Raw genomic sequence first — 26,336 nt, 5'->3', positions numbered from 1 at the left:
TTTGTTAAATTGGTATACAATATACAAGGAGGGATGAATAATGGCAGAATTAATGGACAAAGAAGTGTTTCGCGAGAAGCTGGAAGCGGCAGTAAAAGGAAACAGCAGTGAAGTTGCTCCATTCACGAATGCATGGGCTGAAGGACAATTAACACGCGAGCAGTTCGCAAAGTGGGTAGAACAGCATTATCACTACGTTGGACCATTCGCAGATTACTTAGGGTATATGTACTCCAATTGTCCGTATGAAGATGCGAAGGATTTCCTCCTGCAAAACATGTGGGAAGAAGAACTGGGTGGTGACCGTCATACCGATCTACTTATCCGCTTTGGTGAAGTATGTGGTACGACACGCAAGCAGGTTGAAGATCCGAACAACATGCTCGCAACGACACTGGGATTGCAGAGTTGGTGCTATGCGATGGCCATGCGTGAGAACTTCATCGTCGCAACTGCAGCGCTTATCGTCGGTCTCGAATCGCAGGTTCCAGGCATCTATCGCAAGCAGACGCCAACTTTGCGTGAGAAGTACAGATTTACCGATCATGAAATTGAATTCTTCGACCTGCATATTGTTTCCGATGAAATTCACGGCGAACGGGGCTATCAAATCGTACTGAAATATGCGGATACTCCGGAATTGCAGGATCGTTGCCTGAAGGCCGTACAAAAAGCAACAGAAATGCGCCGGATGTACATCGACGGTATTTATCGGGCTTTTGTAGATGAAAAACCGTATGCTACATTGTAACTGAAAATCGGGGATATTTATGAGCAGCTCTCTCGCAAAGGGAGGGCTGTTCGTACTATATAGTTACCCTATAACATTACCAGGCTAAGGAGGGAATGTAATGACAATAACTACAGAAGTGACAACCTACCATAACTTAATCGACGGTCAATGGGTGGAGCCTTCTACGAGACAATATTTTGAAAACATAAACCCTGCCGATAGCGATGATTGCATAGGTAGATTTCCGGCTTCTGACGAAGAGGATGCAGAGCGAGCCATTGCTTCTGCACGCCAAGCGCAGAAAGAGTGGGCGAAGTACTCTCCGTCGAACAAAGCGGCCATTCTTTACAGGGCGGCCGATTTATTGGAAGAAAGAGCCGAGCAATATGGACGAGAATTAACCCGAGAGGAAGGAAAAGTGCTGGCGCAGGCGGTAATGGAAGTGAAGCGTTCGGCGCAAACACTACGTTATTACGCTTCTGAAGGATTAAATGTAATGGGTCAGACGCTTCCCACCGACGATGGAAGCTTGCTCTATACGAGGCAGGAACCTCTCGGTGTCGTCTCCATAATTACACCATGGAATTTCCCTATTTCGATTCCCGCACGCAAAATCGCACCTGCTCTGGTGACAGGCAATACGGTTATTTTTAAACCGGCTTCAGATACGCCGCTTGCCGGACTTCGTTTTGTCGAGTGTTTACATGAAGCTGGATTGCCGGCTGGTGTACTGAACTTCATTACCGGTTCCGCAGCGAAAATCGGAAACATCCTTGTTTCGCATAAAGAGATTAATGCAGTTACATTTACCGGTTCTACACATGCTGGGGAGCAAATCTACAAAAATGCCTCGTTCAGGACGCGTCTTCAACTTGAATTAGGCGGAAAAAATCCGCTTATCGTAATGGATGACGCCGATGTAGATCAGGCGGTCCAAATGACGATTGCCGGGGGGTTTAGCCTAACAGGGCAGGCTTGCACAGGGACGAGTCGCGTATTTGTGATGGAAGCGATATATGACACATATGTCAAGCGGCTTGTGGAGGCGACAGGGAAGCTTACTGTTGGTAACGGTCTGGATGAAGGTGTAAAGCTAGGACCGCTCGCTAATGAAAGTCAACTGCATAACGTGCTTGCATATGTGGAAAGTGGCAAGGCGGAAGGAGCAACACTTCTAATTGGCGGTGAACAATTAACGGAAGGGAAGCTTGGCAAAGGCTATTACGTATCACCAGCTATATTCGTCGATGTACATCCGGAGATGAAGATTATGCGAGAAGAAATTTTTGGCCCGGTTATCGGTGTACTGAAGGTTTCCTCGTTTAATGAAGCGCTCGCACTGGCCAATGATACAGAATACGGATTAGCAGCAGCGATTTGTACATCTGATGAGAGAACAGCAACCCAGTTTACCGAACAAATCGAGGCTGGCATGGTAAAAGTTAATAAACCGACAACCGGAGTCGCATATAATGCGCCATTCGGCGGCATGAAAAATTCCAGTACGGCCACTTACCGTGAGAGTGGACGTGATGCATTGGACTTTTATGTTCAAGCCAAGACAATCTATCGATAAAATGAAACTTCACTCAGTGGGGGGGACTACCTACCGTGAAGGCGGAAGAAAGCAAAAGAAGAAGGGAGAATGAGAGATGCGGCAAGTATTACGGTTAGAGCTCGAAGAAGCGAAGGTTATGATTGAAGCGGCACGGAAAAAAGCGGAGGAAATCCGGGTCTTAGAAACCATTTGTATTGTGGACGACGGGGGTTATGCTATTGCGCTAGAGAGAATGAACGGCTCCCGTGTTACCGGGGTAGAGATTTCGATGGCCAAAGCGTTCACCGCATCCGGTCATAAGCGTTCCACCCACCTATTTAATAAAGAAGGAGGGCCTGCAGCCGTCGGAGGTGAGGCTTTTGGTATTCAGCAGATGATTCCGGGCAAGTTCGCTATTTTTGTCGGGGGCTTTCCTATAGTAGTGAATGGGGAGGTCATAGGCGGAGTTGGTGTCAGCGGTGGAAATGGTGAGCAGGATACAGCGGTTGGCGTCGCCGCACTCCAGGCGCTACAGAATTATCTTGGGAATGAATTCGAAGTCCTAGTACAGGCTGATATCAAAAAATAACGGAAGAAGAAAAGCTTCTCCGGTACAAAGAGGCGGTATGGATGGCACAACCGTTAGTCAAGCCGCATGGCGTGGTCCCCGCTCAGAGGACCGGGGCACGAACGGCAGAATTAAATCGCATGCTGTTGGCGATTTGTCTGGGGGCATTCGTTTCCCATCTGACGGCGGGAATCGTCAACATCGCACTACCGGGACTTTCCGCTACTTTTCAGCAGGATATCTCCCTTATGCAGTGGATTGCTTCCGGCTATCTGCTCGTTATCGCCGCTCTTCTTCCAATGATGGGCAAATGGGGCGATCGGTTCGGGAGCAAGAGAATTCATAATATAGGATATATTATTTTCGGTTTTAGTTCACTCCTAACTTTATTTACGGAGACGGTATATGGACTGCTTGTGCTTCGGGTTATTCAGGCATTCGGCGCTGCTATGTTTCAGGCGACGAATATTGGACTGGTTAGCCGCTACTTTCCCACTGAATCGCGTGGTCGGGCGCTTGGATTCGTAAGTACTGCCGTTGCGCTAGGAGCGTTGAGCGGTCCGATGATTGGCGGACTGATTATGGACTGGCTGAACTGGCACTGGCTATTCCTTATACATGTACCAGTGCTGGTTATTGCTACCTTTCTTGCATTTCGCTATATTCCGACCGATTCGTCGGGAGTCGTACACACGCCGGATTGGGTCGGCGGGATATTGTTCGCAGTTTGCATTATCACATTTATCTTTTGTATTTCCAACGGAAATGCCTGGGGATGGACCTCGAGAGGCATCTTGTTTACATTCGCTCTTAGCCTGTTGGCGTTCGTAGGATTATACTACTGGGTTGGCAGGCGCGTCAGGCGAAAGCGAGAACCGTTCCTTAATGTATCTCTGTTTGCAAAGCCGGCGGTTTCGGCCGGTATGTTTGTTGGATTGGCCACGTTTGTTGCTGTGTTCGCTACACAGGTGACCCTTCCATTCTATCTACTGGGGGTACGGCATTTCGCACCGTCGCAAGCAGGCATTATGATTATGATGTATCCGGTTGCGTTAGGGATTATGGGACCGATTAGCGGCTCGCTGTCTGATAAGCATGGATCGTCAAAAATTACGATGATAGGACTTATTTCTATGTCAGGGGCACTCATCTTGCTCAGTTTCATCAGCAAGCAGACGCCTGTGAGTCTGCTTGGTCTCAGTCTTTTGGTTCTTGGCGCCGGTATGGGGATGGTTACATCGCCGAATTATAGCTTAATTATGGGAAGCGTCGATAAAAGTAGTCTAGGTGCCGTCGGAGGGATGGTAGCACTGGTCCGCAATTTGGGGCTGGTACTTGGGACGGCAATGGGCATTTCGTTTTTGGATTACGCATTCCCCGGCTCCATTTCAAGGTGGATGGTAACAAAGGAAGCGGCTTATGCACCTTATGTAGTTTCAGGTCTGCGAACCGTATTTATGATGTCACTAATATTCTGCTTACTCGGCATCCTATTTTTAGGGCTTGCACTGCGGAGACGGCTTCTGCAAGCACCATAAAAAATGGGGGAGCACCATGAGTGGCGGGCAGTTGTCTAACGTTTTTTTCAGGCTGGTATCCGGTATCCTATTTTATTAATCGGACTTAGTTATCTGTTTGTGGAGCGAATGAAAGTTCACCCTGCCCTTGTTATGAGTTCTTCCTTGCTTTATGGTGCCGTGTTCTTGTCGTAAGGTTGTGAATTTGCATGGTATCCAGTAAGCTTAAAAGAAAGAGATACAAGGAGGAATATTGTATGCAAGCTGACACATGGGCAAAAGAAGAGCTAAGTCCTATACGGGATAAAGTGTATCGTTATATTAAGGGGATGATATTGAACGGCGAATTGGTAGCAGGCGAGAGAATCGTGGAGCGTGAATTGGCGGATAAACTGAATATTAGCCGCACGCCGATTCGTGAAGCGCTTTTTCGCTTAGAATCGCAAGGCTTCGTAAAAACACTCCCACGCAAAGGTGTAGTTGTTTCGAAAATGACTACAGAAGAAATTGTTGAAATTTTTACGATTTTATCCTCGCTGGAAAGTCTGTCAGTTAAGCTGGCTGCCAACAAAGTAATAGAGGAAGATAAGATTCAGCTTGCCGACCAAATTAAAGAGATTGAAAAATTATTGGAGCGAACAGATTTGGATACGAAGCACCTTACCGATTTGCACATCGATGTGAACGAAACGATTTATAAGATGGCGAGGAGTCCGCGTTTATACGAAATGCTGCATAGTCTGCTTGAATATATTCAGGCGTTCGCAACGGTCGGACAGGAAGTACCGGGCAGATTGCGCAAGTCGCTTGAAGAGCATCGCGCCATTGCGCTTGCAGTACAGAACGGGGACAGTGAACTGGCAGAACATCTGGCGAAAATCCATATTGCCAACTCGAAGGCGGCGTATCTTGAAGCGCTACAAATGCAACCATAGCGAATCGTTGATAAGGGAGGGTATACAATGAGCAACAAAATTAAAGTGGAGTTTTGCCAGAACAACGTAAACCGCCATGCCTCTTCACAGAACGCTCTCGCGTTCGTGAAGGAGCATGTACCCGAGGATACTGTGCATCTGGTAGAGATGAAATGCGGAGGAATTTGCGTTGCTTGCAAGATGAGCCCTTATGCGTTAATCGATAAAAAGTATGTAACGTCCCTCGATGCGGATGAATTCTTTCAACGGTTTAAAAAAGAGCTGGAAAAGCAAACAGCGGCAGCGACGGCCAGGAAGGCGATATGAGATGCGCATTGAAAAAAGGCTGGCGCTTTACGGCATCGAACTAACGGATTGTCCGGATATTACTAAATCGTATATTACGTCCACAGCCGACAAGTATCATGTATACGTTAGCGGCATTCAGGTACACTGTCCCAGCAATCTATTCTATGAAGGTCATATTATTGGTAAGCAATTATCCTCGAAATGGCTGGAAGCATGCGCACGTCGCAGCCTTGTGAATCAGTTAAGCATGCTAAAACGTATTGTTGAAGATTTGGATATAATCGACCACATTATTAAAATCGTTTATTATATTAACTGTATTGGCACGAAAGAAGATTGGAGTCAGGTTACGAAAGAAACAACGGATATTATGCGAGAAGTATTCGGCGAGGCGGGTGACTGTGAAATATGTACAATTGCTCCTGTTCCGCTACCACCGGGTCAGCCGGTACAAATTGACCTTCTTGTTTCCTTGCCATCCTCGCCGCTTTCTGATTCTCTAAGGGTATGCGAAGGAGTAAAAAGCAGTGGGTCATTTTAATTTTAAATGGTATACAATATACGAAAGCTAGAACCTTGTTTGCACAAGCGTCCTAGCTTTCTTCCGATCGTTTTTATTCTATGTTCTAAATTGGCTAATTTCAGTCTGTAATTCCTGTGCCTGTTTACTGAGAGAATCGGCTGCAGTGGTAACTTCCTCGATAGAAGCCAACTGTTCCTGGGCGGCGGCAGCTACCCCCTGTGTTCCATTCGCGATCGTTTCTGAGACAAGCAGTAATTGTTCCAAAGAGGATGTCATCTGTAATGTGCCAGCCGAGATTTCCTCCGCGCTGGAAGAAACCTCCTGAATTTCCTCTGCCACATGCTGAACGAGCGTGACGATACGCATAAATGCGCTGCCTGCTTCATCTACAATAAGCGTACCTGACTCTGCTTCGTCCGTTCCAGAATCCATCGCTTGTATCGCCTGTCCTGTACGTTGTTGAATCTGAACGATAAGTGCAGCAATATGCTCTGTTGAGTGCCGGGACTGCTCAGCCAGCTTTCGTACTTCATCGGCAACGACGGCAAAGCCTTTACCGTGCTCGCCTGCTCGTGCTGCTTCAATTGCCGCATTTAATGCAAGCAGATTCGTTTGATCGGCAATTTGCTGAATCACTTGTGCAATGTTGCCAATTTCCTGCGAGCTTTCTCCCAAAGCATGAATAATATCAGACGATTCTTTGACAGACTTCTGAATGTTTTGCATTTGCTGTATGGCTCTCGTGATGACAGCCTGCCCTTGCTGTGCTTCCTCTAGTACATCGGATGCTGAACTGGATACTGTAGAGGTTGCCGTTGCTATCCGCTGTACGGCCTGTGCATTTTCACCGATAGCATGCTTACTTTCACCCATGCCTTTTGCCTGTCGCTCGGCACCGCTTGCTACCTCCTGAATAGTAGAAGCGACCTGGGTGGCGATTTCTGCTGTTTGCTCCGCACTAACGTATAGTTCTTTCGAGGAGGCGGCTACACGTTTTGCTGTACTGTCGGATTTCTGAATGAGCGTTCGAATGTTTTGCTTCATTAGGTTAAATGCTTGTGACATTTCACCCAACTCATCTTTGTTTTTGACAATCACATCTGTTCCTGACAGAACACCGGCTGCGATTTCTCTTGCATTAGCTGTCAGTGCACGTACCGGAATGGAAATAAGGCGGCTGATATAAATAGCGATCAAACAGCTGCCAGCAAGTGCAAGCAAGCAAATAATAAAAATTGTCATTTTGATAACGGTTACACTATTAGTGGTTTCGGCGCTACTCTTCTGAAGAAGTTCCTGCTGTGCTAGTCCGAACTCTTTGGCTTTGGCAAGGAACTGCCTGCTTGTTACTTTTTCTTTCTCTTGTATTAAACGTAGGTACTCTTGCTGGTTGTTTTGCTGTTTATAGAAAATGATCTGGTAGGCTGTATCGTTGTAGGAGGTCTGGAGCTGGTTTAATTGATCGAGCTGTTCTTTGTTTTCGGACTGACCGGTAGCAGCACCGAGTTTTCCACTGAGCTTTATGTATTCATTTTTGGCTGCTTCATAGTATTTTAAGCTGCCTTCATCCCCTGTTAGCAAATATTCGCGCAGGGTTGCCGATTGTTCATTGGCCAGAGCTGTCAATTCCTTCACCAGTGTCATTTTTTCTATGCGCTCACTGATTACTTGCTGATAAATTCGATCGACTACTGAAAGTTGATAGCTGGCGATTCCTGTCGCGATGCCAGATAGCAGGAGGACGGTGAGAAATCCGTAAAACAATTTCTTTCGAATCGACATCCGCATCATACTATGCTCCCCTTTCTCATTTACTTGTCCGTATAAGAAAAACTCGCAGGCACCTTCGCGCGTCCTTTTTCCACAAAGAAGCTAAACGGCCGCTTTGCGTCATTTCATGCGGACCGACAAAATATCTGGGTATTAGAAAACCTGGCTGGTGCCAAGCTATTGCGTAAGCAACGTTTAGCGCATGTCACGCGAGTTTTTTAAGCGATTCGATTGGAATAAAATGGGAGGGTGTTTTCTTTCTTTACAACGACATATACTTCTTGTTCACAAAAGAAATATATGACTATTATAATAGTTTTGAAAATACTTTTGTTTCATTTATTTTAGCTGAAAAGTATTAATTTGACGATAGAAAAGAGAAAAACCCCAAAAATTTTCTGGGGTCTTTTCTTTTATCTATGTCTATATTCATAGATAAAGGTTTATACGCCTATCACAAATGGATTCGTATATTGACGTAACACTTTAACAATACTCATTGCGACAATGTATCCTGTTTTCGGATTGTTTGCTGAGGGTGTGTTTTGCAAGGATAACTCAATTCTTCCAGCGAATCCTTCCGCAATAATCTGATGTGTATTCTGTGTAACGGTAGGATCCACATACACTCGCACATGCGTATTTTTAAATCCGATTCCTGCCAGACTCAAAGCCGCAGATACATTGACACTTTCGGGAAATAGTAATGCCGATTCGTTAGCCGTTCCGCTAAAAATGAGTGTCGGTTTGGACACGGAAGAAAGATCCACTTTTACTTCGGCGAGTGTACCATACCAAGCAGCCGGGGGCTTACGCGTAACCAGCTCGATACGGTCGATTTCTTCAAGGGTCATGGCACAGATGCGGTCCAACCCGCCGATAGCAGCGGAGGGAACGAGCAATTGAGTACGATGTTGCACTGCTGTAGCCTTCAACTCTTCCAGTATGTTTTCTTCCGCCAGTGCCCCGATACTTGCCACGATGAAAGAAGCGTGATGAAGCGCACGTACACCGTATTTTTTTATGGCTGTATGTCCGGCTGCTTCTACAATAATATCCATATCCTCGGCAAAGAACGCATCTTCATCCGACGTAATAAGGCAGGAAGCGGGCAAACGGTAATCCCGGGATTCGTTACGAACAAGTGCAGCTTTTACTTCGATTTGTTTCGCATAATGTTCCATGCTATATGACGCGACTGCATGTCCAATAGTACCAAGGCCGATAATTCCGATTTTAATCGCATCCAATCTTTTCACCTACTCAAATGTATTTTGTATACCAAAAAGTATATAAAAAAAAGCGTAACCATACTAGTTTTAAATTATAAAATATTAAAAAATAAAAATTTTAGTATATTGTATACCAAAAACAAAGCGCGTGTGATATAGTTAGAATAATTAGAATACGAAAGGTAGGGAACAAACGATGCAAAAAATTGACTTCAAAACTAGTGGAAAAAAATTAGAGGTATCTAAAGAATCAAATCTATTGCGTATGTCGATTCGTTATGAAGGCGGTATTCCCTATAAATGTGGGGGGGGTATTTGCGGTACATGCGTTGTAAAAATTGATGATGGAGCACAGAACTTGAGCAAGGTAAGCAAGAAGGAGGTAGAGAGGCTGGGTAAGGATTTGATTGACCAGGGATATCGGCTTGCATGCCAAACTTTTGTTAATGGGGATGTAGAACTGAACTGGGAGGAGAATCCCATCCGTCCGAAACGTAAAGCTGCTGCAAAATAACTCTTTATTCGACAACCTATCCCCCTGTACAGATAGCCTAAAAATAGGGAAAATAGAAGTAAACAAATCAACGCAGGGGGATGCGGAACGGTGGAAAAAAATGCGGGAATAGTACAGTGGAGCAGGTGGTTTTTGGCTCTCGTCATCGGGATTGTCTGTATACGTATTTTCTTTTTTGCTCCGTATGTAGTAGAAGGCATTTCCATGTACCCGACTTTGGAAGACCACGAACGGATTGTAGTGAATAAGTGGATTTATCAGATGAAGAATCCAAGCTACGGAGATGTTATCGTATTGCATGCTAATGATAGGGAGGATTACATTAAGCGGATTATCGGGGTAGGAGGCGATGAATTAGAGCTTAGGAATGGTACGCTGTATCGGAACGGAAGTATAGTGGACGAGCCGTACATCAATGAAATAACGCTAGGAGAATTCGACAAAATTAAGGTGCCACCTGATTCTTATTTTGTGATGGGAGATAATCGGAACCGAAGTATGGACAGTCGTGAAATTGGTTTTATCTCTCAGAGCAGCATCGTCGGCCGAGCAGAGTTCATATTTTACCCATTCAGGAAAGTGGAACGGATTCAATAATTTCCCCTTAAAGGTCTGATGCGTTCAACTAACACGCAGTAAGGGACGTACGAACCCCCTTACTGCGTGAAGTTTTAAATTACACTTGATATTTTGACAGGGGAGTGTGGTTGGAAGGAGGTGATTCGGAAAAAAGAAGAGGTTGGATGCGCCCTGCGATCCGGCAGAAGACAGGCCAACGTGTCTTTTTCTTACCTCCCACCATAAACATTTGTCGATTTATCAAATCAGATGTATATAGATAGGATACGTCGCCATATGTAGGAGAATAATCTTTCTCATCTGCATATGGCGAATTTTTTTATGCATATGAAAGCGACATCTGCTTCTTTCCGATTTGTATCGCTTGAAAAATATGTATCTATCACACCTGTTGATTATCCATATATTGAAAAAAGAAAGATGCACGCGTCGACATGTTCCCTCGTCTTTTTCTCACAAGGAAGAGATACGGCCGCTTTGTGGTGCCAAGGCCGGACCGGCAAAACATCTGGGTTTCTCGAAGCGGGAGACAGTTGCCGGTCGATTTCGTCCTTGGCGTCACACGCTCCATATGAGAAAAACAAAGGGGACGCACGTCGTACGCGTCATTCTTTTCTATCTATCTATGGATAGCAAGGGTGTTGATTGTTTAGAGAGGAAAAGACCACCACAACGGGACACAAACAAGGCCTTTCGTTTCCCTTCCCGAGCGGTTGCCCAGGCTAGGCGAAAAAGGACAGCAACTGTCTCCTTCTTCGCGTCTACCCGGATGTTTTGCGGTCCCGCCTGGCCTGAGCAAAAAGCGGCTCTCTACGCTTCCGGAGACGAACCGACGCCCGTTTGGGGCACGGTGTGGTGGCTATCCACTCTGGATCGTACTGGATAATCAACACCCTTGGGTATCTATAATGCTTCTGCATACAGGTTTTTTTTCATCTGTGTCCATTTCACCTTGAAAATCAGTTTGCTTTTTGCGCCGTAGCCCATCATCCAGAAGCCGTATGACTCATACATGAAACTCGAGAAATGCATCTTCTGCCAGAATAGGATGTTTTCCGGTGCGCTTTCCAAAATAATGACCCAGTGGTGTTCCTTTGCGAATTCTTTCATGATAGTTACGATATCGGCCCCGATGTTTTTGCCGCGCAGCTTGTGGGGAACGCGAATCATGCCAAGAAACATGGCTTCATTCTTATGATCAAAGAACAAATCAAGCATCACGTTATCGGGCGTCATACCAGCGTCCCGCATCTCTTCATCTGTACGGTAAAGATAATGGTGCTCTTCTTTTTGTTCTAAACGGTATGGGATATTATGCGTCTCGAAAACACGTTCGAATTCTCGCAAAATCTTCATGATACTTCCTTTCTATCCATGTTTTTGCCGCGCCTTTTTGATGTTTGTATGGATTGCCTGAAAATGATTCCTCAATCAATATACATGGATTTTCCATGAGCCGCAAATGCTGTTTCTAAACAATTTGTGAACAAAGAACAAATTGGGTACAAGCGAAGCGCTTTCAAATAATGGGTTGTATTTTCGTGCTTTTTCATACATGAACGAGTACAATGGATAGAAAGAAAAACATCGATGTGGAGGATTACGAGCAATGTATAAAGTGGTAGTAACAAACGATGACGGCATTCATGCGTTGGGTATTCATAAATTGGTGAAGTCGCTTGACGGACTGGCGGAGGTTATTGTCGTAGCGCCTGATACAGAACGAAGCGCAGAAGGCCACAGGATTACAGTGCGAGAAGGTCTAACGGTCAAAAAAGTAGACTTTCATGGAATGGAGCATATACAAGCATGGGCGGTAAACGGAACTCCTGCCGATTGTGTGAAAATGGCAATTAACGTCATTTTGCAGGAGCGTCCGGATCTGGTAATCTCGGGCATTAATGCGGGACTCAACCTAGGTAAAGACATTTATTATTCAGGAACTGTAAGCGCCGCACGCGAGGCGGTAATTTATGAAGTGCCAGCGATAGCGGTATCGTATGAGAATCATTTTCATAAAGATGATTTTGGTGAAGTAGAAGAGCTTGTACGCCCAATATGGGAAGAGATTAAGATTCATGATATTCCAGTCGATGTACTAATTAACATTAATGTTCCGCATATCAAAAGCGATGAGTTGCGCGGCGTTGTAGTAACAGGACTCGATATTCATCATTATCGCGACCGTATTGATGAAAAACCGGGAGTATCCGGAGTGCCGGAATATTGGCTGGACCGTGAATACGGGGAGCTGAAAAAAATCAACAACAATGACTATCATATGATTCGAAACAAGTATATTACCATGACGCCTATCCAAATCGATTCGACGGACTATACATTCTTTAAAAAAATGGAGAAATGGAAAGTAATTAAGAAAAACTTGCTTGGAGAAGAGTAGAGGGAGCGGGAATACTATGGAAGAATGGAGAACGATAAAGCCATCCATATCTTTGCCCACCAAAAGTGCCTTTTTAGGCGGTGATACACTCGGAGAGACGTTGGATCAACTGGCTTTTCAGGATATATACAAAATGATCCAGGAAGACGGTATCCGTTATTTTCCCCGGTTAACCTCTGAAGGTGATGTAGAGGTATGTATCATATATGAAGATATCGATAGCTTCGGCGAACAGGCGGATGCGGAAGTATATCTTGATTTTTCGCGTCATAAGGACAATTGGATTGCCGTACTATGGGTTGTGACCGATCCAGAAGACCCACTCGGTTATCCGCTTTCTTTTCATATAACGAAGGAAACGGACCGTTATCTAGCGGTTCGTTTCCTTGAACAAGAGCGCATCTGGATACATTATTTGGCGGATGTGGAAGCAGGGGTTATGCATCTATATTCAGAAGCAATTTCTTTTTCTGGTCACGAAACGGAACGGGCCGGAGAGCTTATGCTTGCAGCTTACCGATATGATCCGGAGAAGGAAGAAGCGGAGGAAATGACTGAGAGGACGATTTCTGGAGAAGAGCTGGAACTCTCCCGCCTGCGTGAGCACGGATTCTCGTTTTATTTTGATTACCGGTTAATGGAGAATCGATTTGGTGAAGAAGGAGCTCGGGAGCTTGTCATGGGTACAATATTCCGTGCGCTTTGGATGATGCGGCGTCATCCCAATCCACAGGCACGTGAAGCAGAACTTTTGCTGTGGATTGGAGAGAAAGTTGGGAAGAATCGGGCAGATGAAGAGACACGCTTGCTCGTGGTAACGATGACGCCGCAGCTGCTTGATGTATATCAAGTTGTGAATCTAAGCGAGTTGGAAGCCAATCCGCTGGCCACAACACTGATGGCACTAACTGAGTATCAATTCCTTGAGGAAGAGGCACCGCTTGAGAATGGATACATCCCGATTGCAGGCTATGAGGACGGCACGCTTGTTCATATAGAATGGGAGGAAGCGCCACTTTTAAGGTTAGAGCGTGCATTTGCGGGTGAATATCCGCATAGATCTAATCCTTACCGCGTATAACCGGTACGTTAACCATCACGTTCGACTGTCTGGTTTTTCGGTATTGTGGTAAGATAAAGGTAGGGGGAAAGGAAGTGAAACCGATGGGAAGTTATATCGTATAGGAGAAGTAGCGGCGCAGGCGCAGGTAAGTAAGCGCACCATCGATTATTATACGAACTTAGGTCTTTTGAGCGCGCAGCGTTCAGAAGCAAATTATCGCCTCTATCCAGAAGACACACTGGAACGTCTGAGTTTCATCGAGAGCTTGAAGCGGCAGAAGCTTACACTCGAAGAGATTAAGGAGCAGATGGCCGGATGGCAGACGGGAAGCGTAAAGCGTGAGACGATAGAAGTTGTCCAGCATGTGCAGGAAATTCAGGGCGATATGCGCAGACTCGAAGAACGTGTACAAGAATTGAAGATATGTTTAAAAACAATGGATGAGAAGCAGGCACGCTTGGTTGCACGGCAGTTGTCGGTACAGGGTGGCTCGCTTCTGCAAACGCTTATGCTTCTGCTCGGCGACGCGCCATTTTAAGGATATATAATTAAGTAGAAACTAATCCGAACAAACAGATAAAGGAGGCAGAAAAGTCTTGATTTTCACATGGATGACCCCCTTGATTTTAGCGGCATTCGCGCTGACAATCTGGGCACAGTTTAAAGTAAAGGGCAACTTTAACAAGTTTTCGCAAGTTCCTGCGCGGTCAGGAATGAGTGGGGCGGAGGTAGCACGTCGGATTCTCGACGATAATGGCCTGTATCAAGTACCTGTTGAACCGGTTCCAGGAAAATTAACGGATCATTTTGACCCGATATCCAATGTGGTACGCCTATCAGAGCCGGTATATTACGGTAATTCGATTTCTTCAATTTCTGTTGCAGCACATGAAGTCGGCCACGCCATTCAGCATAAGGAAGGATACAGCATGCTGGTACTGCGTCATCGCATGTTCCCTGCCGTAAACATAACGTCTGGAATCGCCCCTTTTCTTTTGTTAGCAGGCGTATTCTTTAAAATGACCAACCTTTTGCTTATTGGGATTATTTTCTTCTCCTTAGCTGTAGCGTTCCAACTGGTTACGCTGCCGGTAGAATTTAATGCAAGTTCGCGAGCCAAGCGTTTAATGCTGGCGGAAGGCTTTGTTGCAGGAGACGAAAAACGAGGTGTAGATAAAGTGCTAGGTGCTGCTGCGCTCACATACGTCGCTTCCACGCTGGTAGCTGTAATGCAACTGCTTGAATACATCTGGATTTTCACGTCTAATAACGAGGACTAATAGGAGATACGGGTGGGCTGTGCGCAATGCGCGCAGCCCGTTTATAAATTGTCTATCATGTGGTATAAATAAATTATATGGGTGGATGTACGTGTTCTATATTTTTTGATGTGACAAAGGAGGTGTATCTGTCATTCTCGAGAGTGACAGAGTCTAGTTGAGTACTGACCCACTGTCTGCCTTACTTTACCTTGCTGCCGTTTTTCTTCTGGTCTTTCTAAATGGTTTCTTTGTGGCAGCGGAATTTGCGATTGTGAAAGTCCGGAGCACCAGAATTAATCAACTCGTGATGGAAGGAAACAAGCGTGCCAATCTGGCGAAGACGCTGACGGATAATCTGGATGCGTATTTGTCGGCGACCCAGCTCGGGATTACGCTTGCCTCGCTGGGGCTTGGATGGATTGGGGAGCCAGCCATCGCGGAATTGCTTGGACCGGTTATGCATGCTCTGCATGTACCGGAGACGCTTACCCATACGCTCTCTTTCATTATCGCTTTTGCGACAATCACGTTTCTCCACATTGTGCTGGGGGAACTGGCCCCGAAATCCATGGCCATTCAAAAAGCGGAGACAACGACATTGTGGACAGCGGGACCGCTGATTTTCTTCCACAAAATTATGTACCCGTTTATCTGGGTGTTAAACCGAGCCGCATTTTTTTTCCTGCGTTTCGTTGGCATTCAGCCGACGACAGACCATGATTCGGCTCATACCGAGGAAGAAATCCGAATTTTGATGCAACAAAGTCACAAAAGCGGCTTGATTGACCAGACGGAATTAACGCTTGTGGATAACGTGTTCGAATTTGCGGAGCGTAATGCCCGTGAGATCATGATCCCACGAACGGACATGGTTTGCGTGTTCCAAGATGATGACTTCGAGGAGACATTCAAGGTCATTATGGAAGAAATGCATACGCGCTACCCGGTAGCAGCAGGTGATAAGGACAACATTATCGGTTTCGTCCATATAAAGGACATCTACCGATTGTACATGAGCGACAAAAAGAACGACTTGAACTCCATCATTCGTCCGGTAGAGCGTGTTCCTGAATCGATTCATATTAGCGACTTGCTGAAGCAAATGCAGCGTAACCGTTCTCAGATGGCTATTGTCATCGATGAATATGGTGGGACGGCGGGACTTGTAACTGTGGAAGATATCCTCGAAGAAATCGTTGGGGAAATCCAGGACGAGTTTGATGAAGAGCGACCGCATATCGAGCAGAAAGCGGATACAACATATTCTGTGGACGGCCGCCTGTTGATTGAAGAAGTGAATGATCGTTTCGGATTGGATATTAATTCTGACGATTATGATACGATCGGTGGATGGGTGTTCTCGCAGGTGGAGTTTCCACCGCAGGTAGGGCAGGTTGTTTACGCGCACGGCTACGAGTTTAAAGTAATTGAGGTTGACCATCTACGTATAGTTCGTTTGATGCTGCGCAGGCTGGATAAGGCCGAAGAAGAGGCCATGAATCAAGAAACCAGAGGCGCTGGGGAAGAAATGTATGCCAGTGAAGTGAAGGAATAAAGGACCATATGCAACCTAAGTTCGAAATTTCATCGAACTTAGGTTTTTTTATTTTGCTGGAAACGCTCATGGACATATACAGAAAGTTTGTTAAAACGATAAGTCACTATATTTATCAGAATGAGGCAGACTGAAGCGAGAGGGCGAGTTCTTTAGTATAGAAACTTTTTAATACACGTTCGAGAATTTGTTTTTCGCGCAAAGATAATCCATACGCTTCTGCTATATACATCTGATTTGATAAATCGACAAATTCTTGTGGTGAGAGGTAAGAAAAGAAGGCAGGGCGGTGGGCGGGAGCGGTCGGAAAAAGACACGTTTGCCTTTCTTCTGCTGGAGCGCAAGGCGCATCCAACCTCTTCTTTTTCTGAATCGCCTCCTTCCAACCACGCTACCATGTCAAAATATCAATTGAGGATGCAGCATTTCTATGCTTTTTTCCGTTATTGCCCCGGTAGAGAGAAGCGTTTGTGGATCCATAGTAGTACAGCAAGCTGCATCAAACGGGACAGCCTCGCGTAATATGTCCGGTAGCATGGTTCGGTAGCTTTGTGAAGACGAGGAGTCCTCCGATGGTGCAATAACCTTCTGTTTGGCTGATTCCATTTGCGAAGTCATATGTTAGAGGCTGGTATTTCGCAAGAGGAGTGGGAAAATTTTGCTGCCTCAATCGGTTGCAAATGCGATCCGATATCGCCTTTGGCCATGACAGCATTATTAGAAGAAGCGGGATTTACACGTGTTAATCGTTATTTTAGTTCTTTTTTAATTGAAGGATATTTTGCTTTTAGAAGAGATTGATACAGATGAAGGGCGACCATTATTTTGTTTCGAGTGATCTAGTCTATAACATACGATGTAGCGGAGGAGACTTTCATGAAGGAACACATTGTCGTGGTTGGAGGATATGGCCATGTAGGCCAAACGATATGCAGGGAACTAGGTGAATTATATATGCTGCGGGAAGAAGCCTGGAGTGTGCAGAGCAATTTAGCTGTACAACCGGCAGAAAGGTTAGACCTTATGTGGACATTTCCGCGAATGATTCGTTTTTGACTCAAGTGGAAGAATTGCGGGAGGAAGTTTGGACATAGAAAAGCATACCGGTTTAACTTTTCGGATCAACATACCCTTATGCGAACGCTCGGTGTGTCGTCTGTTTCCACACGTCTTTGTTTCGACTCGGATATGGATAAAGCTAATACGCCAAGCTATCATCCGCTTGTTTGGCCAGTTGCGTTTCGGAACAGAGACGTTCGCCGTAAAAATCGACGCATGGGGAAAAATGAAAAATCCCCTTCAAAGTACTACAGTAAAATTCTTTCTTTTTACTGTGGTACCCTGAAGGGGATATACATGTATGCTCTAGTTTTTTACGTTTGTGCTCGCTTGCGCTTTGCTTTGCTTGAAAAGCCGAAAAGAGACCAGGAAAAGCCCTTTTTCCTTTTTTCTTCCTGTTTTTGCATAGCGCCGATCATTTGAATTTCGAAATTCATTTTGCGAAGTTCAAGGCGCAGTTCTTCCTGCTTTTTCTCCATCTCTTCCATCTTAAGCAGAATTTCCTTGTAGTATTGTGTAAGCATTAAATCTTCCGGGAGCGTCGCCTCTTTTTGCCGTTGTGCGGCGGAAGTTTCATACGCTTGGCTAAGTTCGTGCAAGGTCTCGAACAATTGCTGGCTTAAGTGTCGTTCCATTTCGTTCATTCGATTGAATAAATAGTGTGCCGTATCAGCTTCCGGTCTTTGAGGAGAGCTTTCAGCAGCTAGATCATAGTCGATATCCAGTTCTTTTTTCTCGGGGAGGATTTTTTCGAGCAATAGCACTTCTTCGACTTCTTTCAGCGTTTGAATTCCCGAATCTTTGACTCGCTTAATTTCAATGAGCAGATTGAATGCTTGTTCGCTTAAGAGGAAGTGACCCTGACTGTTTTTTTGCAGCACCATATATGGGCTGAATGTATCTATCCAATTGCGTACGGTACGCACACTTACATCCAGTTTTTCGGCCACATCTTTTGACGCCATCCACATGCTATTGCTTTGCATTCTATATCATCCTCCTCATCCTCACATGCTTTATAATAAAGAATACGGCATAAATGAAAAAGTTCCTACCAACTCGACAAAGGTTATCAAAAGAAGTGCTGTTTCGCTTTTTTCGACAAAAAAGCATAAAAATCGCAGAGAAAGACATACTATGGATACTTTCACGGGAAGGGCGGGAAATATATGGCTTTCATGCGAGGCAAACAGCAGGTGGAAGAGATTCCGATGTTTGAGATGAGTGTGTGGAGCTGCACGAACGATATATGTAAAGGGTGGATGCGACAGGAATATTCGTTTTCGGCCGATCCAGCCTGTCCGCTTTGTCAGTCGGGAATGATTCATGAGACGCGCATGTTACCGCAGCTATCCCATTACATCGGCTCATAGTCAAGTGGTTACAGGGGCTTTTGCACATGCAAAAGCCCTTTTTCAATGGCGTATTGTACCAATTCAGCACGTGTTGTTATATGTAGCTTTTTCATCAGACTTGTTTTGTGGTTTTCCACTGTTTTTACACTGATGAATAGCTTGTCTGAAATCTCTTTATTCGTATATCCTCTAGCTGTAAGACGCAGTACTTCTTCCTCGCGTGCGGTTAACAAGGCTTTCGTTTCTTCTTTTTTGATTTCGTTCAGGAAGCGAAGAATTGTCCCCTCTGTAAAAGTAGTATCATAATATTTCTTCCCTTCCACAAGCGTACGAATTGCAGCTAGCAGTTGATAGGGGTCCGTTTGTTTCAACACAAAGCCGTGAGCGCCAAGCCGCAACACTTCCTTTAAGTAAATCTCATCATCATACATTGTTAGGACAAGAACGGGCACATCTGGAAAAGAAAGGCGGATTTCTTGTAAGGTTGTAAAGCCGTCCATTCCTTTAGGCATAGATAAGTCGGTGATAACTACATCAGGGCGAACGGCGTGTAGCCGTAGTAGTCCTTCCTTTCCATCGGCAGCTTCTCCTACAACAATTATATCCGGCTGATTGTTCAGAAACATAGTAAGCCCAGATCGAACAATTACATGATCTTCAATGAGTACGATGCTAATTTTTTTCACTGCCAGTTTCCTCCATGCTTGCGAATGGTATGACAAAACGGAGAACGGTACCACATCCCGGCGCACTGTCGATGTGCATGCTCCCTTCAAGCAGTTCTGTCCGTTCTGCAAGATGTTTTAATCCGAGTCCGGTACTGTGTCGATGAACATGAATCGGATCAAATCCCTTCCCTTTATCACGAATGATGATGTGGAATCCAGAATGATCGGACAAAGAACATAAAGATATAAAAACTACTGGACTTTTCGCGTGTTTGGCTGCATTCGAGAGCGCTTCCTGCACAATGCGATAAATGTGTAGTTCTATAGAAGAGGGGATGCGCAAACTTGAGGGAAGATTATAGCATATCGTTATTTTCAATGAGAAATGCTGCTCTACTTGGCGGATAAGAGATACAAGTGCAGCCTTAAGGCCCAGAATGTCAAGCGCCGGTGGACGAAGCGCCACCGATAATTGCTTCACTTCTTTCATCGTATCAGCAAGGGTGGAAGATGCTATGGTGAATAATTGTGCATCGGACTCCGGTACGGTTTGCCGTAAAAGGCCGAGTGCCATCGAGATGCTGTACAAGGACTGTCCGATTCCGTCATGCAACTCCTGTGCGAGTCGTTTACGCTCAGCTTCCTGTGCTTCAATGGTCTGACGGGCGAGCAACTTGGCCATGCGCATTTCTTCTTCCTGTTTTTTCTGGGAAATATCACGCAGCATAAGAACTGTGTGCTCAATTGTTTCGTCTTCTGTGGGAAGGTAAGTGGTGCTAAACGAGACAGGTATATTCTCACCATGCAAGGTTGGCATCTCCGATTCAAAGTAGGAAGGTGCATTTTTCCCCATTAGTAGGCAACGCTCTTCGCCATGCACCACTTCTCGATGCTGACAGAATAGACAATATGGCACTTTCTGCCCTGTTTTCCAGCCGGTCATTCGAGTGGCAGCCGGATTGATTTCCTGGATAATACGGTTGCGATCCATGATAAGGACCCCATCCGATAATGCTTGAAACAACGCGTGTTCAAGTATGGTTATTACCCCTTTCCTATTTTATCTAAATCTACTGTATCACAAAAAATGAATGAATTATGAAATGAGCACTGAAATATTCTTATTTTTTTTGTTTGTATATTGCTAGAATTAGGAAAAAGGTTATATAGTAATAAAGACAAAATTCGACAAGAGGGGGAGGAGAGTGTCTTGAAATCATTGAGAAGCAAGCTGTTAGGAGTGGTTTTACCCATTTTGGTTGTATCGTTATCCACTATCGCATGGATTAATCATTCTAAAGCAACGGAGTTTCTCGAACAAAATTTCAATGAGAAAGCCAATCTGCAACTTGTCAATTTGAAGAAGCAGATTAGCACGTGGATTTCAGTGCGGGAAAGTGTGCTTAGCACAATATCTCAATCCGATGATGTAAAGAATGGAACGCCGGAGTCAGCCATTCCCTTTCTAAAGAAAGAGTTGGAAATTAATCAGGAATTTGATTACTTCTTCGTAAGCGACGAGAAAGGAAATATGGTTACGACAAGCGGAGACAAGGTCAATATTGCTGATCGTCCGTATTTCAAACGCGCTATGAGTGGACTTCCCGCTATTTCTGATGTAATTGTAGCAAAGACAACCGGTAAAAAAATCGTCGTATTAGCCATGCCGCTAGAGACAGAGGACGGTGAGCGGAAAGGAGTTCTGGCTGGAGCCATTACGACGGATTATCTGACAAGCGTTCTGTCAGATGTAAAGCTTGGCAGGACAGGATATGCTTTCATGGTTCAGAAGGATGGCATGGTTATTGCACATCCAGAAAAAGATAAAATACTTAAAGAAAATGTGCTGAAAGACTCAAATCAAGACTTAATCTCCATCATTAAAAAATCACAGACCGGACAGACCGGTTCTTTACGCTATACGTACGAAAATGAAGATAAGTTAAGCTATTATGCATTTATCCCTCGGACAAGCTGGTCGCTTATCATCACTGCGCCAGCAAGCGAGGCGACGGAACAACTGTCCTATCTCGCCAAAATTTCTATAGCTACCGCAGCTGGAGTTCTTATTTTTACATGTATTATACTCATATTGTTCGCTTCCCGCTTTGTGCGTCCGATTCGTCGCTTGAGCGAGGTGACAGCTGAACTGGCTCAGGGGAATCTGACGGTGCGTGCCAATGTTCATGGCGAAGATGAGGTGGGGAAATTAAGTCAGAACTTCGATAAAATGATTGAAAATATGAGTGACATTATTGAAACAATGAAGACGACTTCTACCCATCTGGAACATTCTTCGCAGAATATGACCATCTCTAGTGAGGAGACAAAACGAGCTGCAGAAGAAGTGGCGCTTACCATTCAGGACCTGGCTACTGGTTCGACTAACATCGCTGACTCGGTTAGTGAAGTAACCGGAGAAATGGGGGCGATGAAGCATACGATTGACAATATCTCTGATCAGGCATCCCGTATGGTTGGCGCGTTTACGAAAATGTCCAAGCTTTCTAAGGAAGGTCTGGAAGTTTCCAGACAAGCTGTGAGCCGGATGCAGGATGTAGATGAGTGCATTCATCAATCAGCCGGAATGATGCAGGGACTAGAGGATAAGTCAAACGAAATTGGTGGGATCGTTACTTTGATTTCCAGCATTGCGGAGCAGACGAACCTCCTTGCGTTGAATGCCAGCATTGAAGCGGCCCGGGCGGGTGAGCATGGCAAGGGATTCGCGGTAGTAGCCGGTGAGGTGCGTAAGCTGGCCGAGCAGACCAATCAAGCTACCGCTCAGATTCAAACGCTTATCTCTGATACGCAACAGGAAGCGAATCGAGCATCGCAATCGATTGCAGACGGCGTGTCTACTGTGCAAGAAGGACGTTCTATGGTTGAAAAAACAGGTGCGTATTTCTCTGAGATGGCAGATATGATTGGTGAGGTAACGGAGCTAACTGAAGCGATTGCTCGGGAGATAAAGCAAGTGGAGCATAATACAGCGGTTGTCGCTGAATCGATGGAAAGCATTGCAGCCATAACCGAAGAAGCTTCAGCGAGCACGGAGCAGGTCGGCGCTTCTAGCCAGCAGCAGGCTGCCTCCGCCCAGGAAATTCTAAATGACAGTCACCGACTTAAAGAGCTGTCCATTCAGCTCCAGGAGGTTGTTAATCGATTCCGCATCCATCGGTAAAGCGAAGGTGTAAAAATATCACTCCATGAGTGAAGATATACGCCTTGCAGGGTCTTTTACTGCCAGTTGCAAGCCCGGATAAGCTGTAGTACCATACCATTAACGGTATATTTAAAAAGGAGAGAGAGAAGAACATGGATTGGTTATCTGTAGCATTGCTGGGGTTTTTAATTGTATTTATTCTTTACCGCATATTGCCTCCGCGCGGTGTAAAGAAAATATCTGCTGATGAACTGCAGGAGGCGATGAAGCAGGCGAAGGGCAAGCAAATTATTGATGTGCGCGAGCCGAAGGAATACCGGAACGGACATATTCAAGGAGCACGCAATATTCCACTTGGCCAGGTAAAATCAGCGGTAAACGGTATTCCGAAAGACAAGGAGACGTACCTTGTTTGCGAGAGTGGTTTCCGCAGTTCTCAGGCTGCACGTATTTTGAAGAAAGAAGGCTTCCAAAATCTTTATAACGTATCCGGCGGCATGAAGCGCTGGAAAGGAAAGATTATAAGAAAATAAGATGTACTATTACGAGAGAAGGGAGAACGCCATAGGGCGTAGCCTTCTCTTTATTTTTGCAAAAAATGGGGAGGATAGAACATGTTCCTTTAAAGGGCAGACTCCTGTATGGAAAAACCGGCTTCCTTCCATACTAGGTAAGGAAGGAGTTGAGCGGACTATGTTCATGCGTCTGGGAAGGAACAGTCACACTGTCTGCGGTCCGGTTCGATACGGCCGTATCACAAAACATATGGCGGCATCGCTACGTCCTGGAGACATTGCGGTCATTGAGCATACCGATATTGATGAATTGGCAGCCCGTGAACTTATTGAAAAAAAAGTAAAAGCGGTAGTGAATTGCGCGGTATCCTTTACAGGAGAATATGAAGCGCAAGGAGCGAGGCTTCTGCTTGATACAGGGATACCGCTGTATGATTGTCCCGCACAGTCTCGCTTACCGGGAGAAATCTCGAATGGTGAAGAAGTAGTAATCGACGGTCACTATTTATTCCGAAAACGAGATAAGATGATGCTTACTCGACTACTGCCGGTAACACATGAGGAGTGGCAGGTAACCTATCAAAAGGCGGAAAAAAATACATCCGAGAGGCTAGCGCGTTTTATTGATAATACCCTGCATTATGCGTTGCGCGAGAAGGAGTATTTGTTTTGTCCGCTTGCGAGCTTACCGCTTCATACGAAAATTCCTGGTCGGCATGCTGTAGTTGTTTCACGCGGTCGGCATTATGAAGAAGATTTACAAGCGCTTAGAAACTATATTACGGTATATCGACCCGTACTTATTGGAGTAGATGGTGGCGGCGATGCATTGCTTGCGCAAGGATGGCGGCCGGATATCATTATGGGAGATATGGATAGCGTAAGCGACCGGGCGTTGCGGGAGACAAAGGATATTATCGTGCATGCATATACGGATGGACGTGCTCCAGGAGAAGAACGGGTCAAGTCGTTAGGAGTTCCTTACCATCTCTTGCGAGCGCCAGGTACGAGTGAAGATATGGCGTTATTATACGCGTATGATAACGGAGTTTCGCTCATCGTCGGAATAGGCACTCATACATCAATGGAAGATTTTTTAGAGAAGAATCGCCAGGGAATGGCCAGTACGCTGCTGGTACGAATGAAAGTAGGTAGCAAATTGGTTGATGCTAGAGGTATTCATCATTTGTACTCGCCGTTTACATCTGTGAGGCTACCTTTGTTCCGTCATCTAAAAATGCTAATGCAGATGAAACGATGAAAGAAAGGACTGCAATTATTGTTCCGGCCTATAATGAAGCTTTATATATATCGGAAACATTGCGGACGCTGCGTGAGCATCCCTCTTTTCTTGATTGTCGGCTAATCGTAGTGGACGACGGAAGTGAAGATAACACGGGCATGCTTGCAGAAGCATGGGCTGATGATGTCGTCCGTCTGTACAAGAACGCAGGAAAGGGCAGGGCATTGAGGCGAGGAATTGAAGCGGTGGATGTCGACTATTTTCTGTTTGTGGACGCGGATGTAGGAATGACGGCAAGATACACGGAATGTCTTTTAAATGTAGTGAGGTCTGGCAGATGCGATATGGCTATTGCATGTCCACCTGCCGCAGAACAGGGTGGTTTCGGGTTGGCTAAACGTTTGGCTAGGCGGAAAATTCGGCAGATAACCGGTATAACCGTACAGGCGCCTTTATCCGGCCAGCGTGCGCTGACGCGTAGAGCGGTCGAAGCGGTGGAAGAATGGGATGTAGGATTCGGTATTGAAGCTGCCATGACAGTGGATGTGCTTCAGGCGGGTCTCCCGATACATGAAGTGCCGCTTGCAATTCGTCATCGTGAACACGGTAAAAGTCTGAGAGGCTTCTGGCATCGGGGACGACAGTATTTGGCGATTCAAAAGGTGATGGCGAAGAGACGGGAGATAGAAAGATGAGCGAGTTGCTTATCATGTTGGCAGGGGGATGGGTCATCAGTCTTGCAGGGATGAAGAGCCTTGGCTTTTTATTCGTCCGAATGGGATGGGTGGCGCCGAATTACCAGGGTGATGCTATTCCGTTGGGCTATGGGCTGGTGTTCTGGATAGCATTAGTGTGGTTTGCTTTTTGCGAACCTGCTTCTGTTTGGCTTGTCGGCCCGGCTATTATCGTTTCGCTAGCTGGATGGCTAGATGATCGAATTGGACAATCGAGAATGAAAGGACTGCGTGGTCACTTTGGCGTGTTGTGGCGAGAGGGTCGGATAACGACAGGCATGCTAAAGGTTTGGATAATCGGAAGCTGTGCTGCAGGCGTAGCATTTTTGACGTTTGATACAGTCCCATCGTTCATTGTGGATATGTTACTCCTTGCATTAGGCGCGAATTTTATTAATTTGTTGGATGTGCGTCCCGGACGTGCATTGAAAGGCGTCTGGTTCCTTCTATTGCTCTGCATAGGGATAGGTTCTGTGTCTGATGCGGAAATGTCACTTTTTTTATATCTTCTTATTTGTACGATCGTTGCTGCACCATCAGATTTTTCCGCACGGGCCATGCTTGGGGATACGGGAGCGAACTTGCTTGGCTTTCTTGGTGGGGCGCTCTGCGTGTACTCGTTATCTCCAATCGTAAAGTGGCTGGTTGTTGCATGGCTTATCGTCCTGCATCTGTATGCGGAACGTGTTTCGTTAACAGCCGTCATTGAACAGAACGCTCTCCTGCGCCGGATTGACCGCTGGGGAAGGCAGTAGGATAAGAAAAACTCGCAGGCATTGCCGCTCGTCCTTTTTCCGCAAAGAAGCCAATAAAAAGAACCGTTGCAGGCGAAAATGGCTGGTACGGTTCCGTTAGCATGTTTTTATCATTGTTCTTCTTTTCTGAAACGTGGCTGTACGAGATTTTTTTTGCGGTCCCGATGTAGGATAAAGCCTCCGATGAATGCGACACCGAGCGCGAACAGCACAAAACCGAGCAGGAATTTCCCGAGCAAAAACTGGTTGATGGCCGGATCAAAGTACAAGTATAGCGTATCTCGCATCGTCTTAAAGCCATATGCCGCGACGGCACCTGGAATGACGTAAATGATAAAAACGGCGACGAATCGTAACAGCATAG

General features: G+C 45.6%; 32 protein-coding genes. 24 read left to right on the top strand and 8 right to left on the bottom strand.

The annotated features are described in order from the left end of the window. The first annotated feature begins 40 nt into the window (after nucleotides 1–40). From AF333_RS24695 to AF333_RS24665, 7 genes are all read left to right on the top strand, one after another. Nucleotides 41–751: a TenA family transcriptional regulator gene (locus AF333_RS24695; RefSeq protein WP_043068081.1), complete on the top strand. Its 711-nt coding sequence runs from the start codon at nucleotides 41–43 to the stop codon at nucleotides 749–751. A gap of 100 nt (nucleotides 752–851) precedes the next feature. Next, nucleotides 852–2,309 (top strand): aldehyde dehydrogenase family protein, encoded by a 1,458-nt coding sequence (locus AF333_RS24690; protein WP_043068080.1) that lies wholly within the window; start codon nucleotides 852–854, stop codon nucleotides 2,307–2,309. Nucleotides 2,310–2,385: 76 nt separating this feature from the next. Continuing rightward, nucleotides 2,386–2,859 carry a GlcG/HbpS family heme-binding protein gene (locus AF333_RS24685; protein ID WP_043068079.1) on the top strand — a complete coding sequence of 158 codons (474 nt, stop codon included), beginning with the start codon at nucleotides 2,386–2,388 and terminating at the stop codon, nucleotides 2,857–2,859. Nucleotides 2,860–2,900: 41 nt separating this feature from the next. Then, entirely contained in the window at nucleotides 2,901–4,376 is a 1,476-nt protein-coding gene (locus AF333_RS24680) for an MFS transporter (protein WP_052812340.1), read from the top strand. Between the two features lie 236 nt (nucleotides 4,377–4,612). Next, on the top strand, nucleotides 4,613–5,290 hold the full coding sequence (locus AF333_RS24675; RefSeq protein ID WP_043068078.1) for a GntR family transcriptional regulator: 678 nt from the start codon (nucleotides 4,613–4,615) through the stop codon (nucleotides 5,288–5,290). A 27-nt stretch (nucleotides 5,291–5,317) separates the two neighbouring features. Then, on the top strand, nucleotides 5,318–5,596 hold the full coding sequence (locus tag AF333_RS24670; RefSeq protein ID WP_043068077.1) for a DUF1450 domain-containing protein: 279 nt from the start codon (nucleotides 5,318–5,320) through the stop codon (nucleotides 5,594–5,596). Nucleotide 5,597: 1 nt separating this feature from the next. Then, a complete protein-coding gene (locus AF333_RS24665) occupies nucleotides 5,598–6,119 on the top strand; it encodes a RidA family protein (RefSeq protein WP_043068076.1) in 522 nt (173 codons plus the stop codon). A 78-nt stretch (nucleotides 6,120–6,197) separates the two neighbouring features. On the opposite strand, the gene AF333_RS24660 is transcribed toward AF333_RS24665, so the two are convergent. After that, a complete protein-coding gene (locus tag AF333_RS24660) occupies nucleotides 6,198–7,892 on the bottom strand; it encodes a methyl-accepting chemotaxis protein (RefSeq protein ID WP_052812339.1) in 1,695 nt (564 codons plus the stop codon). A gap of 422 nt (nucleotides 7,893–8,314) precedes the next feature. Then, a complete protein-coding gene (locus tag AF333_RS24655) occupies nucleotides 8,315–9,130 on the bottom strand; it encodes an aspartate dehydrogenase (RefSeq protein WP_235496959.1) in 816 nt (271 codons plus the stop codon). A 169-nt stretch (nucleotides 9,131–9,299) separates the two neighbouring features. On the opposite strand from AF333_RS24655, the gene AF333_RS24650 reads away from it, so the two are divergent. Together AF333_RS24650 and lepB are read left to right on the top strand one after the other, a co-directional pair. Continuing rightward, nucleotides 9,300–9,617, top strand: a complete 318-nt coding sequence (locus AF333_RS24650; protein WP_043068075.1) for a 2Fe-2S iron-sulfur cluster-binding protein — start codon at nucleotides 9,300–9,302, stop codon at nucleotides 9,615–9,617. A 90-nt stretch (nucleotides 9,618–9,707) separates the two neighbouring features. Next, nucleotides 9,708–10,214 (top strand): signal peptidase I, encoded by a 507-nt coding sequence (lepB, locus tag AF333_RS24645; protein WP_043068074.1) that lies wholly within the window; start codon nucleotides 9,708–9,710, stop codon nucleotides 10,212–10,214. A 79-nt stretch (nucleotides 10,215–10,293) separates the two neighbouring features. Here the strand turns inward: lepB and AF333_RS36305 are convergent, their stop codons facing one another. Then, nucleotides 10,294–10,440 carry a hypothetical protein gene (locus AF333_RS36305; RefSeq protein WP_235496940.1) on the bottom strand — a complete coding sequence of 49 codons (147 nt, stop codon included), beginning with the start codon at nucleotides 10,438–10,440 and terminating at the stop codon, nucleotides 10,294–10,296. A gap of 120 nt (nucleotides 10,441–10,560) precedes the next feature. Here AF333_RS36305 and AF333_RS36300 point away from each other — a divergent pair, with 120 nt between their 5' ends. Then, a complete protein-coding gene (locus tag AF333_RS36300; protein ID WP_235496929.1) occupies nucleotides 10,561–11,082 on the top strand; it encodes a hypothetical protein in 522 nt (173 codons plus the stop codon). Nucleotides 11,083–11,099: 17 nt separating this feature from the next. On the opposite strand, the gene AF333_RS24635 is transcribed toward AF333_RS36300, so the two are convergent. After that, nucleotides 11,100–11,552 carry an N-acetyltransferase gene (locus tag AF333_RS24635; protein WP_043068072.1) on the bottom strand — a complete coding sequence of 151 codons (453 nt, stop codon included), beginning with the start codon at nucleotides 11,550–11,552 and terminating at the stop codon, nucleotides 11,100–11,102. Nucleotides 11,553–11,805: 253 nt separating this feature from the next. Here AF333_RS24635 and surE point away from each other — a divergent pair, with 253 nt between their 5' ends. The 8 genes from surE (at nucleotide 11,806) to AF333_RS24600 (ending at nucleotide 17,533) form a co-directional block, all read left to right on the top strand. Continuing rightward, entirely contained in the window at nucleotides 11,806–12,597 is a 792-nt protein-coding gene (gene surE, locus AF333_RS24630; RefSeq protein ID WP_043068071.1) for a 5'/3'-nucleotidase SurE, read from the top strand. Between the two features lie 16 nt (nucleotides 12,598–12,613). Then, a complete protein-coding gene (locus tag AF333_RS24625) occupies nucleotides 12,614–13,678 on the top strand; it encodes a hypothetical protein (protein WP_043068070.1) in 1,065 nt (354 codons plus the stop codon). Between the two features lie 100 nt (nucleotides 13,679–13,778). Beyond that, on the top strand, nucleotides 13,779–14,198 hold the full coding sequence (locus AF333_RS24620; RefSeq protein ID WP_043068069.1) for a MerR family transcriptional regulator: 420 nt from the start codon (nucleotides 13,779–13,781) through the stop codon (nucleotides 14,196–14,198). Between the two features lie 73 nt (nucleotides 14,199–14,271). After that, on the top strand, nucleotides 14,272–14,940 hold the full coding sequence (locus AF333_RS24615) for a zinc metallopeptidase (RefSeq protein WP_043068290.1): 669 nt from the start codon (nucleotides 14,272–14,274) through the stop codon (nucleotides 14,938–14,940). 157 nt (nucleotides 14,941–15,097) lie between these two features. Further along, on the top strand, nucleotides 15,098–16,477 hold the full coding sequence (locus tag AF333_RS24610; protein WP_043068068.1) for a hemolysin family protein: 1,380 nt from the start codon (nucleotides 15,098–15,100) through the stop codon (nucleotides 16,475–16,477). A gap of 237 nt (nucleotides 16,478–16,714) precedes the next feature. Continuing rightward, nucleotides 16,715–16,999: a hypothetical protein gene (locus AF333_RS36295; RefSeq protein ID WP_235496927.1), complete on the top strand. Its 285-nt coding sequence runs from the start codon at nucleotides 16,715–16,717 to the stop codon at nucleotides 16,997–16,999. A gap of 96 nt (nucleotides 17,000–17,095) precedes the next feature. Then, nucleotides 17,096–17,278 carry a hypothetical protein gene (locus tag AF333_RS33210; protein WP_053912244.1) on the top strand — a complete coding sequence of 61 codons (183 nt, stop codon included), beginning with the start codon at nucleotides 17,096–17,098 and terminating at the stop codon, nucleotides 17,276–17,278. A gap of 75 nt (nucleotides 17,279–17,353) precedes the next feature. After that, on the top strand, nucleotides 17,354–17,533 hold the full coding sequence (locus AF333_RS24600; protein WP_043068066.1) for a hypothetical protein: 180 nt from the start codon (nucleotides 17,354–17,356) through the stop codon (nucleotides 17,531–17,533). Between the two features lie 317 nt (nucleotides 17,534–17,850). Here the strand turns inward: AF333_RS24600 and AF333_RS24595 are convergent, their stop codons facing one another. Next, a complete protein-coding gene (locus AF333_RS24595; RefSeq protein ID WP_043068065.1) occupies nucleotides 17,851–18,522 on the bottom strand; it encodes a MerR family transcriptional regulator in 672 nt (223 codons plus the stop codon). A 183-nt stretch (nucleotides 18,523–18,705) separates the two neighbouring features. Between AF333_RS24595 and AF333_RS24590 the strand changes: the two genes are divergently transcribed. Beyond that, nucleotides 18,706–18,909 carry a cold-shock protein gene (locus tag AF333_RS24590; RefSeq protein WP_043068064.1) on the top strand — a complete coding sequence of 68 codons (204 nt, stop codon included), beginning with the start codon at nucleotides 18,706–18,708 and terminating at the stop codon, nucleotides 18,907–18,909. An 8-nt stretch (nucleotides 18,910–18,917) separates the two neighbouring features. Here the strand turns inward: AF333_RS24590 and AF333_RS24585 are convergent, their stop codons facing one another. Together AF333_RS24585 and AF333_RS24580 are read right to left on the bottom strand one after the other, a co-directional pair. After that, complete coding sequence (locus AF333_RS24585; RefSeq protein WP_052812337.1) at nucleotides 18,918–19,577, bottom strand: response regulator; 660 nt, start codon at nucleotides 19,575–19,577, stop codon at nucleotides 18,918–18,920. After that, entirely contained in the window at nucleotides 19,564–20,583 is a 1,020-nt protein-coding gene (locus tag AF333_RS24580; RefSeq protein WP_255322183.1) for a PAS domain-containing sensor histidine kinase, read from the bottom strand. The genes AF333_RS24585 and AF333_RS24580 overlap by 14 nt, the downstream gene beginning before the upstream one ends. Before the next feature lie 186 nt (nucleotides 20,584–20,769). On the opposite strand from AF333_RS24580, the gene AF333_RS24575 reads away from it, so the two are divergent. The 5 genes from AF333_RS24575 (at nucleotide 20,770) to AF333_RS24555 (ending at nucleotide 25,972) form a co-directional block, all read left to right on the top strand. Beyond that, nucleotides 20,770–22,743 (top strand): methyl-accepting chemotaxis protein, encoded by a 1,974-nt coding sequence (locus AF333_RS24575; protein WP_043068062.1) that lies wholly within the window; start codon nucleotides 20,770–20,772, stop codon nucleotides 22,741–22,743. 134 nt (nucleotides 22,744–22,877) lie between these two features. After that, on the top strand, nucleotides 22,878–23,258 hold the full coding sequence (locus tag AF333_RS24570) for a rhodanese-like domain-containing protein (protein ID WP_043068061.1): 381 nt from the start codon (nucleotides 22,878–22,880) through the stop codon (nucleotides 23,256–23,258). A gap of 160 nt (nucleotides 23,259–23,418) precedes the next feature. Beyond that, nucleotides 23,419–24,501: a putative cytokinetic ring protein SteA gene (gene steA, locus AF333_RS24565; protein ID WP_052520549.1), complete on the top strand. Its 1,083-nt coding sequence runs from the start codon at nucleotides 23,419–23,421 to the stop codon at nucleotides 24,499–24,501. Next, nucleotides 24,498–25,178, top strand: a complete 681-nt coding sequence (locus AF333_RS24560) for a glycosyltransferase family 2 protein (RefSeq protein ID WP_043068060.1) — start codon at nucleotides 24,498–24,500, stop codon at nucleotides 25,176–25,178. Before steA ends, AF333_RS24560 begins: the two co-directional genes overlap by 4 nt. Continuing rightward, nucleotides 25,175–25,972 (top strand): MraY family glycosyltransferase, encoded by a 798-nt coding sequence (locus tag AF333_RS24555; protein WP_043068059.1) that lies wholly within the window; start codon nucleotides 25,175–25,177, stop codon nucleotides 25,970–25,972. The genes AF333_RS24560 and AF333_RS24555 overlap by 4 nt, the downstream gene beginning before the upstream one ends. A 110-nt stretch (nucleotides 25,973–26,082) precedes the next feature. Here the strand turns inward: AF333_RS24555 and AF333_RS24550 are convergent, their stop codons facing one another. Beyond that, entirely contained in the window at nucleotides 26,083–26,331 is a 249-nt protein-coding gene (locus AF333_RS24550; RefSeq protein ID WP_043068287.1) for a DUF2627 domain-containing protein, read from the bottom strand. Between the last annotated feature and the right edge of the window lie 5 nt (nucleotides 26,332–26,336).

This window comes from Aneurinibacillus migulanus (genome assembly GCF_001274715.1).
Taxonomy (GTDB): Bacteria; Bacillota; Bacilli; order Aneurinibacillales; family Aneurinibacillaceae; genus Aneurinibacillus; species Aneurinibacillus migulanus.
Note: the sequence above shows the minus strand (reverse complement) of the source record. Positions and strands in the feature narration are given on the sequence as shown.